At 30.0% G+C, this 13,704-nt stretch carries 12 protein-coding genes; all 12 read right to left on the bottom strand.

All coding sequences use genetic code 11. From position 1 onward, the window contains the following. Positions 1-65: 65 nt before the first annotated feature. Entirely contained in the window at positions 66-1,436 is a 1,371-nt protein-coding gene (locus ABXT06_RS14110; RefSeq protein ID WP_354591319.1) for a DUF5458 family protein, read from the bottom strand. 19 nt (positions 1,437-1,455) lie between these two features. Then, positions 1,456-1,905 carry a hypothetical protein gene (locus ABXT06_RS14105; RefSeq protein ID WP_012025252.1) on the bottom strand — a complete coding sequence of 150 codons (450 nt, stop codon included), beginning with the start codon at positions 1,903-1,905 and terminating at the stop codon, positions 1,456-1,458. Positions 1,906-1,959: 54 nt separating this feature from the next. Beyond that, positions 1,960-2,472: a type VI secretion system TssO gene (gene tssO / locus ABXT06_RS14100; protein WP_160782442.1), complete on the bottom strand. Its 513-nt coding sequence runs from the start codon at positions 2,470-2,472 to the stop codon at positions 1,960-1,962. A 22-nt stretch (positions 2,473-2,494) separates the two neighbouring features. Continuing rightward, positions 2,495-3,664: a hypothetical protein gene (locus ABXT06_RS14095; protein ID WP_354591318.1), complete on the bottom strand. Its 1,170-nt coding sequence runs from the start codon at positions 3,662-3,664 to the stop codon at positions 2,495-2,497. A 212-nt stretch (positions 3,665-3,876) separates the two neighbouring features. Next, the gene (locus ABXT06_RS14090) at positions 3,877-4,611 is read right to left on the bottom strand and encodes a hypothetical protein (RefSeq protein ID WP_354591317.1); all 735 of its coding nucleotides are present in this window, start codon (positions 4,609-4,611) and stop codon (positions 3,877-3,879) included. Positions 4,612-4,872: 261 nt separating this feature from the next. Beyond that, on the bottom strand, positions 4,873-6,075 hold the full coding sequence (locus ABXT06_RS14085) for a hypothetical protein (protein WP_354591316.1): 1,203 nt from the start codon (positions 6,073-6,075) through the stop codon (positions 4,873-4,875). A 99-nt stretch (positions 6,076-6,174) separates the two neighbouring features. After that, the gene (locus tag ABXT06_RS14080; protein ID WP_354591315.1) at positions 6,175-7,308 is read right to left on the bottom strand and encodes an SH3 domain-containing protein; all 1,134 of its coding nucleotides are present in this window, start codon (positions 7,306-7,308) and stop codon (positions 6,175-6,177) included. Positions 7,309-7,437: 129 nt separating this feature from the next. Then, complete coding sequence (locus ABXT06_RS14075; RefSeq protein WP_354591314.1) at positions 7,438-8,601, bottom strand: tetratricopeptide repeat protein; 1,164 nt, start codon at positions 8,599-8,601, stop codon at positions 7,438-7,440. Beyond that, the gene (locus tag ABXT06_RS14070; protein WP_354591313.1) at positions 8,598-11,075 is read right to left on the bottom strand and encodes a glycoside hydrolase family 19 protein; all 2,478 of its coding nucleotides are present in this window, start codon (positions 11,073-11,075) and stop codon (positions 8,598-8,600) included. The genes ABXT06_RS14075 and ABXT06_RS14070 overlap by 4 nt, the downstream gene beginning before the upstream one ends. An 11-nt stretch (positions 11,076-11,086) precedes the next feature. Further along, on the bottom strand, positions 11,087-11,581 hold the full coding sequence (locus ABXT06_RS14065; protein ID WP_274256076.1) for a DUF4280 domain-containing protein: 495 nt from the start codon (positions 11,579-11,581) through the stop codon (positions 11,087-11,089). A 51-nt stretch (positions 11,582-11,632) separates the two neighbouring features. Next, positions 11,633-12,706, bottom strand: a complete 1,074-nt coding sequence (locus ABXT06_RS14060; protein ID WP_354591312.1) for a LysM peptidoglycan-binding domain-containing protein — start codon at positions 12,704-12,706, stop codon at positions 11,633-11,635. A 16-nt stretch (positions 12,707-12,722) separates the two neighbouring features. After that, positions 12,723-13,703, bottom strand: coding sequence for a TssN family type VI secretion system protein (locus ABXT06_RS14055; protein ID WP_354591311.1), 981 nt, complete (start codon positions 13,701-13,703; stop codon positions 12,723-12,725). Position 13,704: the final 1 nt, after the last annotated feature.

Genomic DNA, 13,704 nt, shown 5'->3' with positions numbered 1-13,704 from the left:
GATCAATGTTTTGTTGAAAAAAGAAGCACAATTTTATGTGCTTCCTTTTTTTATTTACTGTACAATTATTTTTGTTCGTAATCTGTATCCCATTCTGTTCCGTCATCACCTTTGTGACCATCCATTTTAATAAGGAAGTTTTTAGCAGGGAAATACGGTTTCATATGGATATCCATATAGATTCTGTCTTTTTGAATTGGATCTTGTTCAAATCTGCGGATTTCAAAATTCTCAATTAATTTATCTGGACCCGTGATTCCGTCAAGGAAAGCAACGATCTGATTCATAATCTCTTTACGTGTTTTTGCAGTAAAGTTTTCGAAAGCACGACGGTTAAGGAAATCCATTAATACTTTAGTCACATAATCAAAAACACGAACCACAGAATACGTTTGTAATCCTAAGTTATCTCCGCTGAATAATGTTTTGGCAGAGAAAGCCATTACTTTACCGTATTCATTTACCATCGGAACCAATCCTAAGTTCTCAAGATTAGCAATTTCGCTTTTCTTAAGATCAAATTTCACTCCGTCAACTTCATTAATTCCTCCGAATTTCTTACCAGCAGTAACCTGAGACATTAATGTTTTGTATATTTTTCCTGCTAATGCAGCAGAAGGTGCAACGTGCAAATCTTCGTTTTCTCCAATTTGATCAAATCTTCCACGTCCAACAAGCCAGTTGCAAGTCATGATTACGTTAGAACGATATACATCTCCTCCAGTTAAAGAAGCAGCGTCAAACATTTCCATTACATCATCTGGTTCGTCAAGGTGTTCGAAATCTGTAACCAACATTACTTTGTTTTCATGTGCAATTTTTGCCCATTTTTCGATTACTTTATTTGATCCTAAATATCCTGGAATTACCAAAATACCGTAGTTGTTTTTAAGGTCTAAACGATCGTAATTATCAACTAATTCTGCATGAATCGCATCAATAAAACGAGTATTGTCAAGATCTTTTAACTGATCTAATTCTGCGTTTACGATCGTAACATTTTTTACTTTATCAGATTCTGTGTTTTTAAAGAATAAAGCTAACGTTCTGTAAGCCGCTTCAATTTCTCTTGTATCTTCAACAGCTTTAGCAAGGTTTTTTTGCAACAAAGCTTCAGACTCTTTGCATTTGTCTTCACTTTGCGCCACCATATCAGTCAAAGCTTCATTGTTGCTTAAAACTGAAGACCAAAGTTCTAAAGTCTTTAAAAGTGTTTCTCTTTCTTTTGCTTTGTTTACTTCTCCTAAAAAGATTTTTCTTCTTGCTTTTCTATCTGGATTAAGGTTTTGAACTCCTTCAATTGCCATTTCCAACAAATCAAAACCGCCGTATTTAGCCAGTTTTTCAACATTCTTTTCAATTGAAATTCCTTTAACTGCTTTAGGTTCTAATACCGCTGTATCCAGATCTCCTTTATATGCTTCTTTACTTGACATATCTATACTTTTTAATTTCTTATTTGTTCTCTTTTAACTCATTGATCAATGCTCCTAGGCTTTCTAGCAAAGCTTGTTTTGCTTCTCCGTCTTCTAAAGCCGCTTTTAAAATCTTATTTGATTTTAACTGACGAATAATTTTTTGGTACTGATCTTTTTCTGTTTCAAGATCAGATAAAAAGCTGCTTTGTGTTGTAATTCCTTTTATACCAAAATCACCTAAGTTTTTAAAGTTTAAAGGCTCAACTTTAGTAGCGCCATCAGCAGTTTCAAAATTTACTTTTACTTCTGGTTTAAAATGTTCGAATGCTTTTTCGATGCTTGTAATTCCTTCTACCAATTCTGGTTTTACAGGAGCATCTACCGTTAATTTTTGAGCAACAAGTGTTCTGTTCTGAGGGATTGCAGTGATCGCTTCATCTGCATCAATTTTTACTTCATTACCTCCAATTCCATAGTTTGACAACATAATTTCAAATTTTTAAATGATTAGTTTATTAATTTCTTTATTCTAAATTTCTAATTATTGATTTTGGTAAACCTGACGACATACATCTAAGTCCCTGCTTACTTTTTCTAACTCTTCTTTGTACGTTTTAGCCGATTGGTTCAAACTGTCTATTAAGTGCGAATTGTGCGTAAGACTCCTAATCTGTTTTTTGTAATCAATGATATTCTTGTAGGCTAGAATAACATTGTTATATAATTTTTTGTTTTCGGTAGTGTCTTTGGGAACTTTTTGATAAATATTGGCAATCATAACATTTGCCAAACGCTGCTGAAAATCGTTATCTACTTTTGGTGAATTGATTGAATCGATTGTCATTCTGATACTGTCTATTTTAACCGAAAAATTAGTCTGATAATCGTATTCTCTTTTCATCATTTCATTTTCTGCTTTCAGCATTTTGTTTTCTGCTACAGGCATGTAAAAGTTGAACGAAACTGCAATCAGCATAACTGCAAAAGTCAGGACAAAGGCAATTAAAAAAGCAATAAATGCTTTTTGGCGTTCCTGTTTATTTAATACTTCCATAATTATATTACTATTTTATTTTTTAGTCTTTTATAAAGAAACCGTGACGTTTCGGGTTATGAACGATGTCTTTTTTCTCTGTTTCGGCAACAAATAATTCGATGTTTTCTTTTTTCTTACCGATGTAATCCAGTTTGCTTAATGTTTCGAATAATCTCTCTATTCTGTTTAAAGCATTTATAGCCAATGAAGCCGTTTTATCGATATGCACGTGATCGTAGCCAGCATTTATAAGCGTAGTAAACAATATTTCGAAATCTCCTTGCGAAATATCACACCATTCGGCAAAATAGTTTAACAGCTCTTCTTTTCCTGCTCCTGATTTTGAATCGATAAAATTCTTCATCACTCTGGCAAATGCTACCACTGTACTTAACATTGAAGCTGGATGCTGGTGCAATGAAAACCAGCGGAACTGTGTTAAACAGCTGCCTAAATAATATCCTGTATTGTCTGCCAGTTGCATTACGGTTTGTGGCAAAAGTCCTGTCTGCTGTCCTCTGTTTATTTTTTGAGAAATCTGAACCGAGTAAATCTCAATCTGACCAAACGAACGGGCAATCTGCGCTTGCATATCAACCAGTTTTGGATGACAGGATACGGTTACAGAAGACGGAATATAGTCTTCGTCTAAAACTGTTGTATCTCCAATAAGGATTTTACCAATTGCGAGATAGAAACCGCCGTATCCAATTCCTGAACGGAATTCTTCGGCTTTAATTAAATGCAGTTTGTATTCTGGCTGTGTGTACGGATATCTTGGCGGAACTTCATCTGGATCTGGTTCGCCAAAAGGGATTCTCTTTTTAGAATTAACCGAAATACAAGCCAATAAAACCAATTGTTCGCCGTCTTTTATTTCGTAAGTATCCTCTGGATAAGGAATCTGAAGATCTAATGTATCTGTATTGCTTTTACTGATTTCAATTCTCGATCCGTTTGGCGTTATGGCGTGGCATTCTTCTACACGAACGCTAAGCAATTTGTGATTATCGATTCCTAAAGTGATTTTTGTGGCCTCTTTATTTTGGTTTCCAGAATCCAGCAGACCATAACTTATAGGCGTGGTATGAATACCAATTGCATCATTTACCAACTCAGAAACGTTGTCCTGAATAGATAAAAAATGACTCTTATTTATCTTCATCCCGTCAATCCAGTTTACGGGAAAATGACTTAATTTTTCGATCATAATTCTATAGTTTTTATTTTGAAATGAGAATCTTTCGTTTCTTTTTTTGTTGGTTTAGATTTTGATTATTAGTGCTGTTTTATTATTATAACAAGATTTTACTGGTTAAATAGATACAATTAGGCACACTGAGTCGGATTTTAAGCTTTTATCGTGGACTAAATTTTTAAACCAGAAAACGTTTTTATGGCTACATTTTTATTTTTCTGTATTTAGTAACAGAAATCAAACATGATAAGTTTACATGAATTTTCTTTCCACTTTATCCATTTTGTAACATCTTTATATTCTTCAATATAATCACATGATGTTTTTGCAACTGATTTGATTTCCATAGAGTCTCCTTTAATCTCCAAAGCTTCATAATAATACGTTTGTTCTTCTTTTGAACTGTTTTCAACTTTTGAAGTAAGATGAATAAAAGCTGTTTTAATATATGCTCCCCATGAATGGAATTTATATTTACAGTCTTTCTTACTAACTAATCTTTTTTCGTTATTTATATAAATAATTAAAAAATCATTATCAGTTTCAGGCTGTTCAGCATCGAAACAAAATATTTTATATTCTATATTTGGAATTATTTCTCTAGCAATAACCATTTTCGGGAATTTAATATCAAAAGGTTCTTCTGTGTTATTTTTCAATTTTATACTGCCATATACAGTCTTATCTAAATTTAAAATTTCAAAATCCTTATCAATTGATAATTGAACTACACCAGCACCTCTTAACTCATTTTCAGTATAAAATTTAATTCCTCCATATTCTGTACTCATCATATTCAATGAATCTATTAAACAGGAATTATTACTTAATTTATCATTATCTACAATTGGTCTATTAGAGTAATTTCTTTTTTCAACATTATTATGATTTGTTGTTGTTTTATCATTACAAGAAATCAATATTATTACCACTAAGAAATTAAATATTACTTTCTTCATTATAAATTTCATTATTTTTTATACTCTTAATTAAATTAATTTTCCCACTATTTTTATCAATCCTATATTGATTCCAAGAATTAAAAAAAATGATAATAAGAACTGAAATAAGATTTATTAATTTCTTCATAATTTCTATTTTTAAATTCCCCCAGCTAGCAAAAGCATAAAGCTTTTACTAGCTGGGGCTTTTCTTTTCAATATGTCAAGGAACCTTGTTATATATCAATATTTTTTTGTCAACTCTTCCAGGGCAAGTATCTATTCGTCACTACCTAGATTATCAATAATTTCTTTTAAATTTTCTATTCCAAAATATTTATTCTTAATAATTATATCTATTATTTCAGGATGAGAAACTGATAAGTCTTCAATTGCTGTTGACTCATTATTCCATAAGGCAGTATTTTTATATTTAAATTTATTTTTTGCTGGATTTTCTATTGATGCAATCAATGCAATTATATTTGCTTTCTGTACATCATTAAACTTTTTTGAAGGATCCTTTTCAAATACTTTATCTAAATCTCCATCATACAATATTGATGCGTAATCTGACAAAGCATAAATAAATCTATTGTCCTTTTCATTTGTTGTTTCGTTTACATATTTGAGTAAACCATATCGAATAGAAAAAGAATTATCACAATTTTTAGAAAAAAATAAATCGCCTATTTTTTCTACCTGAATTGGATTTTCATTTTTGTATTTTTTATACAGTTCTTCTAAAGCTATTTGATTAATTTGTTTCTCTTTATCAAAACCAAATTTGACAACCAGGTCAATTAAAAATTTTTTATCATTAGCAAGAAGCCATACTAAATCGACTTTACTATTATTAAATAAAAACTTATTTCTAGATAAAAAAGTTTTCAAATTTTGTTCTCTAATTCTAGATAAATTTTCTAATGAACTCCATTTATATATTTTAATATTATTAGTGATTAGCGGGAGTTTCTCTTCTAATATTTTCATTTCTGGATAAACTTTTTCATAATCTAAAATCTCAGGAATTGAAAATAACTCCGTAATAAAATTACCTTCCTTACTAATGTAGAATGACAAATCTTGTTGCTCCTCTGAACTATTTTTCAAGAATTTTATTTCTCTATCACATGGATTAGTAAAATCTAAGTAAACATTTTTTTTTGCAGAACTATAATCTAAACTCCTTTGAAAAGTTTTGTTCACCAAATCAATAAACACATTATTATCAGGAATTTGATATCCATTTTTAATCAAATAATCTTTTAATATCTGATTTGATGAATTCAAATCATTTTCTAAAAAATTATAATTAGGATAATCTGTTTCATTCTTTTCAGCAGCATAACCTGCTTTAATTTGCTTTTCTAATAATAATTTTAAATCGTTGTTTTCAATATTATTTTCCTTCTTTTTTGAATCACAAGAATTAAAAAATATGATAAAAACAATTGTAATAAGATTTATTAATTTCTTCATAATTTCTATTTATAAATTCCCTCAGCTAACAAAAGCATAAAACTCCTGCTAGCTGGGGCTTTTCTTTTCAATATGTCAAGGAGCATGTATGCTATTATATTATTCCGCTTTTATCTTAGTTTTATATACATATCCTTTTTTCCTTTCTTTCGTTTGCACTAACCACCAATCTCCTGAATTATCTAAAATTTCAATTTTAGTTCCTGTAGCAATTTTTTGAAGAATTTCAGAAGATGTATTTTTCTCTTTTCTCAAATTTGTAAAACCATCAGAATCACTTATTTTATTTAAATTAAACTTTTTATGAAGCAAATTTATTATTTCATTAATTTTAGAATTTGAAACAATATAACTTTCATAACCATCTTTTTTATTTTCTTGAATTTTATTTTCTGATTCTTGTTTAGTCTGAGAGGAAATCTCTAAATCTATTTCCGAAACAACATAATGATTAATTATTAATGTTTTAACAGCGTTAAAATCTTCTTGTTTTATTGCTTGACTCATTAAATCATTTAGCAGAGTAACATCTATCTTGTACTTGGTAATAAAATACTGTAGCCAAGCACTGTTTGTGTAATATTGTAAATCAAAAAAAGTTTCATTATTTACTAAATATGATAAATTTTCACTATCAAAATCTTCAGGCGAAGAAATCTCATCAAAATACTTTTCAAGCTTTTTTTTGAAATCTTTAATTTCTGGAGTATCCTTATTTAAATCCTTAGGCGCAAAATCGATATTAGTACCTTCATTAAATAAGTCAGTGAATTTTATTTCATTCTTTATCTCGTTTGTTTGTTTTTGATTATTACAACTTAAAAAATCTCTAAAACAGTTTTGTTTAGTTTTTACTTTCTTAAAATTAGGTTCAATGGGATCTAAAGCATTTAATGATAAATATAGTGCATCCCTTTTTGGAGGAATGATGAACCAGCCAACAACACTTTCTACAATTTCTTGAGTTTTAGGATTATCTGATAAATTATTTCTTGTAAAAGCTTTTATTATAATAGTATCATTTCTGATATTATCAATTCTAACCTCATACTTTTCTTTTTTTTCAAAATCACTGGTGTAAAAAAGCTGAAAAAGAATTTTTTCACATTCTGATTCCTGTATGCTAGAAGTTAAAGAAATTTTACTTTTTAATTCAATTTTATCTTTTTTCCTTTCACAACTCATTATCATGATTGACAAAAAAACAAAAAGCATTACTCTCATTTTTTCCATTTTAACTTATTTATTAACTTCTTTTAATTCCCTCAGCTAACAAAAGCATAAAACTTTTGCTAGCTGGGGCTTTTCTTTTCAATATGTCAAGGAGCCTTGTTTATTTATGATAATTTATTATCAAGTTTTTTATTTAATCCTTTCATAAACTCTTTTAGGTACCTTACTTAGGTCTTTATTTTGAGATTTCATCAATGATAAATATTTTTGATACGATTTTTTTGCATCATTATTTTCATCAAACCCCCATTGAGCATCTCCTAAGTTTAAGTACGCAACCACTCTATCTGGTGAAAAATTAGTTACCTCTAGAAGTATTATTCTTGCTTCATTAAAATTTTCATTTTCAATTAATGTAAAAGCAGCATCATTATACAAAGTAACATTTTGGGCTGAAACTGGATTATTTTTTAATATATCAGCAATTTTATAAACATCTAATTCAATTAACTTTTGTTTATTTTTTATGTCATCAAGAGAAGAACTTAAATCATTATTTTTTGCATCTCCAAACTGCTCAATGATACTATCAAAATCAAAATCTTTAATAGATACTTCAATTTGTTTAGTGTTTTTTTCTTCTCCTGTTGGTAAACTTTTAAAATATGTAGCAGAATTAGAAACCCAGTTTATGCCTTTTTTATAAAACTCAATGTCAATTGAATTTTGTCCACTTATAATAGTTAATGGTAAACCCGTAGTTTTTATATGACGAATTTTTACGTTACAATTATCAAAACATCTTTCAAGGATTAAATTTTCTTTTTTATCTAATAATGATATACAATTATCATCCTCTACTAAAAGGACATTTCCATCATTTAGAGTAAGAGAATCATTAACCGAATCACCTACATCATCATTAGTGACACAATCAGCTTTTGTACCTTTTATTGTTTTTATTTTATTAGTGCTAACCTCATTTACAAAATATTTAATAACAATTGGTAAATCATTATTCTTAATTTCCCATTTAACAAGACCTTTTTCTTTATTTACAAATAAAAATTTATAATATGATTTTTCCGTTTTATCTGTAAACAATGATATTCCTGTTTCATCTTCTTTTATATGATCAATCTTTGCTTTAGTACTTTCCATTGTACCATTCTCAAAAATTGAATCATTAACAATTTTTATATCTTCACCTTTATATCCACAATCAATAATCAAATATTCATTACCTCTCTTTTGTACCTCTATCCAAGTACCTCTAAAATCTTCTTTACTATCCTGAGATTTACATGATAGCATTAAATTTAATATTAATAATATAATTACTTTTTTTTTCATTTTTTCTTATTGTTTCTTATTTGGGTTACTGTATAAACATGATTATTGTAGGCCGTTTTACCTTTTAGCGAATAATTAGATGTATTTAAATAAAGGCGATTATCATTACTAGCTCCTTTACTTTCGTGTCGAGTACCAACATCATAAAATCTATAATATACTTTACCATTTTCACAAGACTTACCAACTATTACAATAAAGTGATCTGTTGTACCTTCATTAAGTGTCCCTCCTTTATAATTTAAGTCATGATCTACTCCTACTTGAACAGGATTTCCTGCTTGTAATTGCAAGTCTAAATATTTAATTCCTCTTTTTGATTCCTCTGTATCAATAATTAAAGCTGTATGATTACTATTTTCTAAAGCAGTTTGATATTTACTAAATTTTGAAGTAGATGTTAATCCATGCTTATTTAATATATCATCGCAAGTTTTTTTACAAGCGACTTTTTGTGCCTTTGAATCGCCCCATTTTGGATCAAATTGAGTTTGCCATTTTACTTTATCCGTTAAATCAAAATGAATAACTTTACATTTTAGGCAATTCTCTTTTGATGGTGTGTTTGCTTTTTTATCACTTACACAATTTTGAGGAAATTTGAATATTTTTTTCAATTCTCTCCATGCAATTTCTCTATCCTTATAGCCATTAATTGAAGAACTTTTTGATGCTCCAGGATAGTTAATCAATCTAGAAGTATCAAAAATACTATCTTTATCAGCATACTCGTTTATTCCTATTTTTTTCCAATACCATGCACCTGTATCAGCAGCAATATTTAAGTCATCAGCAACTTTTTCATAATCACTAACGATATCAATCCCCGACTCTTTTTTATATTTTTTATAATTATCTTCCCAAGTTAAATGTTGAAAACCTCTACCTCTGTAAGGATCATATCTAAAACCAGAAGTTCCTTTTCCTTCTCGAGTTGCCGTAAAGTACATAGTTTCAACATACATATTAGCTAGAAAATGAATTTTTCTTGCACATGTATTTATTTCATATTTGGCAAATGCTTTATTTAAAACTTCTGCAAATTTTTCAAATGTTCTATCTGATTTTGGGACTTTTGCATACAAATAAAATAATTTATCACTATGATAAAATGTTATTGTCTTATCAGCATAATAAGTATTATCTCTAATATTTTTCACCATTGTGGTCAGCTCAGCTGCAGTAATATCTCTATTACAATAACAATTTCCCTTCTTTTTATCTTTCTTATCATTCTTATCCGCTTCACCAATCTTCGCAGCCTTATTAGTATGCTCTACAGGATCTGGTTTAAAAACTTTAGCATCTACATCTACAACCGCACTTTGTTTATTCATACTTGCATCTTGTACAACTTCGACATATGCAAACACTTCTTGTTCTGCACCTTCTCCCCAATAGCTTCCTCCTTTGCTTCTTGGAATTTTATTAAGAGGAACAACTACAGCATATATATTTGATTTAATAGTAAATTTTTCATCAAATAATAAATCATCCGAAATCCCGTCTTCATCGTATAATTTAAGACGTATTTCTTTATCTATCAAACCTTGAGAATCTATCCAAACTTTGATTTCTTTATCTTTAAAAACTCCGCTTATCGCACGTCCTGCAGTATCTGTAAGATGTACTCTGGTAATTGCTGCCTTAACTTTTGGAGCACTAGTAGAACCAGAAGCTGGGACTTTAGTTTTTGGCTGTGTCGGCTGTGGTACAGAGGCTTTAGGTTTAGGTGTTGCTGGCTGTTGTACCGGAACTTTTGCTTTATATGGTGCTACAGGCGTTTCCAGATCATTAACATTAACATTGTTACTTGCAATTTTATTTTTATTAAAATCTGTTGTAACATAGTATTCATGAATTTTTCCTTCTTCTGGACCGTTTTGTTTTGCAATTTTCGCAAAACTCGGTCTCAGCAAAAAATCAACATCTGCTTTACCATTTTTAACAACTCCTGAAAGTGTCTGTATTATATTTTTTTCATTTGCTTTATTATGTCCTGCACCAACAGCATCATCTTCCCAAAGGGTAACATATACTTTGTGTTTTTCCATATGGAGACAGTTAACCCTTGCTTTTAGAGTCTGTCCGTAAGAAAGCGGTTTTGACGGTTTTTGTCCGTTTTTATTAAGCAGTTCTATACTTTCAATTTTTGGTTTTTCCGCAGGATGTGAAGTTATATTAAGGCGTGCCACATCTTCTCCTCTTCTTGCCAGAATGCGGATGCCTTTTCTTTCTAAACTTTTTTGAAGAAAGGTATAAGAAATTCTTTTTCCTGTTTTATCATTTTCTTTAGTCTTACGCCATCTTCCGTTTTCTAGAATATATATTTCCCATTTTACAGGCTGTTCAAAACTATTATTAGAAGCTGAATTTTGAAAAGGCAGAATACTCGGTAAAAAAGTATTTACTGAGTAGAATTCTTCCTTACCTACAACAGGATCTGGATTTCCAATTATTTTAAAATCTGACATACTATTTAATTTTATTTACAAATAGAATCACTCTCTTCTAAACTCTCTTGAAATTTTGAGGTATTAACCAAAGGATTTATTTGATTATTTACCTGCGGCTTAGCTTTTTTAGCATTTTGTTTGCTCGCTTCTGCTTTCTGTCCGTGTTTGTCTACTTCTATGCAATCTGGTCCTCCAATCGGGCAAGTTCCTTTACTGTCTTCCAATAGAATTTTTCCTTGATTGCTTAAGGTTACTTTTTCGTAAAAAGCGCTCCACTTGGTTATTGTGGCCTGACACGGCAAATAATCTCCACTTCCATTTGGCTGCATTTTGCATTTTCCAAATGTATTTTTCTCTAATGTCTGCCCAATTTCTTTGTCGGTCGCAATGAGTTTTTTCTCAGCTTCTTTATCATTAGCATAATGCTTATCCTGCGATTTTACTTTTAATATATCTTTTTTGGGTTCTACGCTAAATTTACATTTTAGTGAAGCTCCCTGAACTACTATATGTTTCTCACTCATTGCCTTACCATTATAAATATTACATTCGCTTAACTACTCTGTTTTAACTCTTTACTTCTGAGTTTCTTCTTTTTTTAAAGATTCAATTTGTACGATCACTTTTATTGGTTCATCATACTCAATATTGCATTCTAAATCTATTTTTTCGATACAATAACTATGTTCATCAAGAAAATACGACACCTTGAATTTTCCTTTCCACGGGTCAAATCCAAAACTGGCTTCACTTCCAGAATCTATATAATCTCCATTTTGCTCTACTTTTACCAAATTTGATTCATCCAAAATCGAATCTATCTTTTGCTGAACCGCAAACTTCGATTCTTCATCTTTCTCTAATGGAAAAAAGACTTCGTTTTGAAACGAATAATTTGAGGTATAACCAACGTAAATACCACTAAAAAAAGCCCTTAAAAAATAATCTGAAGCCAGAGAATTAAGTAATGTTTCAGAATTTTCTAAAGCATATTCTGTATGTTCAATATAATTTTCTGCAACCTCACCTTCAAAATAATCCAGAACTTCTTCTTTTGTATCCTTCCATCGGTTTTCTATTTCGTCATAATTGTAAATATCAACCCACTTTCCAGATTCATTCACCACAATTTTTAAGGGATATAAAACAGCAGCAGTTTTAGCGGCCAGTTCATCCATAATGGTATCTGGTATACTATTATTGACATAAATAGATCCTTTATTTATCTCAAACAAATGATAATTATTTCTATCAGTAGCAAGCCATTTTACACTTGCTTTCATTTCTATTGTATCAACAGCATCTCCAAAAACAGTGGTATAGCTAACTTGGTAATCATTATCAATTTTGTCTGCAACAAATGGCAGTGTATAATTACTTGCTAAACTAACTTTTTGAGGCTTTTTTTCTGTTTGTTCCTTTTGCTCTTCAATAGTTTTTTCGGGTGCTAAAATCAAATACTCTAAGTAACTTTTAAAATCAGCTTCTATTAAATCAGGAATTTCACAGTATATATTATGATATCTTCTAAGTTCCTGAGCATCGATGCCAAGATCACGAGCAACACTTTCTAGTGTATCTCCTTTCTTAATTTTATAAGTACGAAACTTATCGTATGATGGCTTTTCAGGTTTATCTATGTAATACATAATATCTCAATAAACATTAAACTGCTAACTCTTCTTCCTTCGCTTTCTCTTTCTTTTCATTCTTAGGTTCATACATGAAACCTTCTTTATCTTTACCTTTTTTATTTACTTTGGTTTCTTCTTTTTTCTGTCTTTTACAAATAATCACTGAATTCTCAGTAATACCATTCATACCCAAAGTATATTTTGCATCTACATATTTGGCTGTTTGATACCATTTTGGCTGTAAAAAGAATACCCAGCTGCAATTTTCACCGTTTTCTTTTAAATCAATTTTACTTTCAGCATTATGCTCATTATATCCCGAAACGGTATGATAGAATAATGCTCCAAAATCAATTCTCACAGGACCTTTAGATCGTAATGAAGTATATTTTGTATCGCTTTCTTTTTTCTGAATCAATAAGGTAATCAGCAATAAATCTTTCATTTCAAAGTTTTCAATCTCAGGAAAAGGATTTTTTCTTTCCGGAATTTTCCATGTAACATATTCTTTAGGAGGAATCTGCATCATGTAGTTAAAAACGGCGTAAACACCTGTCGGCACTATAAATACCAAGAAATGAGAGCACATTAAAAAAGTCAGCGCAATTCCGTTTAAGGCGGTATAAATAATGACAAACAATACGCTTGAATAAAGTGTTATTAAAAATGAAAACAATAATTCGATACCCACAACGCCTTTTAGGTTAAACTCGTTAAAGTACCATCGATACAGGTAAACATTAAGGATTCCAAATAGCAGTGACGCAATTTGATAAAATCGAAATTCGTCTGAAAGCTCTGTAAATAGTTTGTTGTAGCCTAAAAAACCAACTAGAGCATATATCAATACAAATGAAAAAATATAGATGTAAAATTTTCTTTTATATTGTGCTGCAAATTCTTTTATTTTATCGCTGAATACCATAGTAAGTATAGCGCTTACTGCTATGATTACTACTAAAAATACAATAAGCCTAATATCAATAAGGGCTAATAAATGCTTTTTTACCATT

Source organism: Flavobacterium sp. UW10123 (genome assembly GCF_040538975.1).
Lineage (GTDB): Bacteria > Bacteroidota > Bacteroidia > Flavobacteriales > Flavobacteriaceae > Flavobacterium.
The sequence above is the reverse complement of the archived record's forward strand: the minus strand, read 5'-3'. Positions and strand labels throughout refer to the sequence as shown.

Excerpts from the sequence above, each read along its gene's own strand:
- ABXT06_RS14110 (WP_354591319.1), bottom strand. The coding sequence starts at position 1,436 with ATGTCAAGTAAAGAAGCATATAAAGGAGATCTGGATACAGCGGTATTA.
- ABXT06_RS14105 (WP_012025252.1), bottom strand. The coding sequence starts at position 1,905 with ATGTTGTCAAACTATGGAATTGGAGGTAATGAAGTAAAAATTGATGCA.
- tssO (WP_160782442.1), bottom strand. The coding sequence starts at position 2,472 with ATGGAAGTATTAAATAAACAGGAACGCCAAAAAGCATTTATTGCTTTT.
- ABXT06_RS14095 (WP_354591318.1), bottom strand. The coding sequence starts at position 3,664 with ATGATCGAAAAATTAAGTCATTTTCCCGTAAACTGGATTGACGGGATG.
- ABXT06_RS14090 (WP_354591317.1), bottom strand. The coding sequence starts at position 4,611 with ATGAAGAAAGTAATATTTAATTTCTTAGTGGTAATAATATTGATTTCT.
- ABXT06_RS14085 (WP_354591316.1), bottom strand. The coding sequence starts at position 6,075 with ATGAAGAAATTAATAAATCTTATTACAATTGTTTTTATCATATTTTTT.
- ABXT06_RS14080 (WP_354591315.1), bottom strand. The coding sequence starts at position 7,308 with ATGGAAAAAATGAGAGTAATGCTTTTTGTTTTTTTGTCAATCATGATA.
- ABXT06_RS14075 (WP_354591314.1), bottom strand. The coding sequence starts at position 8,601 with ATGAAAAAAAAAGTAATTATATTATTAATATTAAATTTAATGCTATCA.
- ABXT06_RS14070 (WP_354591313.1), bottom strand. The coding sequence starts at position 11,075 with ATGTCAGATTTTAAAATAATTGGAAATCCAGATCCTGTTGTAGGTAAG.
- ABXT06_RS14065 (WP_274256076.1), bottom strand. The coding sequence starts at position 11,581 with ATGAGTGAGAAACATATAGTAGTTCAGGGAGCTTCACTAAAATGTAAA.
- ABXT06_RS14060 (WP_354591312.1), bottom strand. The coding sequence starts at position 12,706 with ATGTATTACATAGATAAACCTGAAAAGCCATCATACGATAAGTTTCGT.
- ABXT06_RS14055 (WP_354591311.1), bottom strand. The coding sequence starts at position 13,703 with ATGGTAAAAAAGCATTTATTAGCCCTTATTGATATTAGGCTTATTGTA.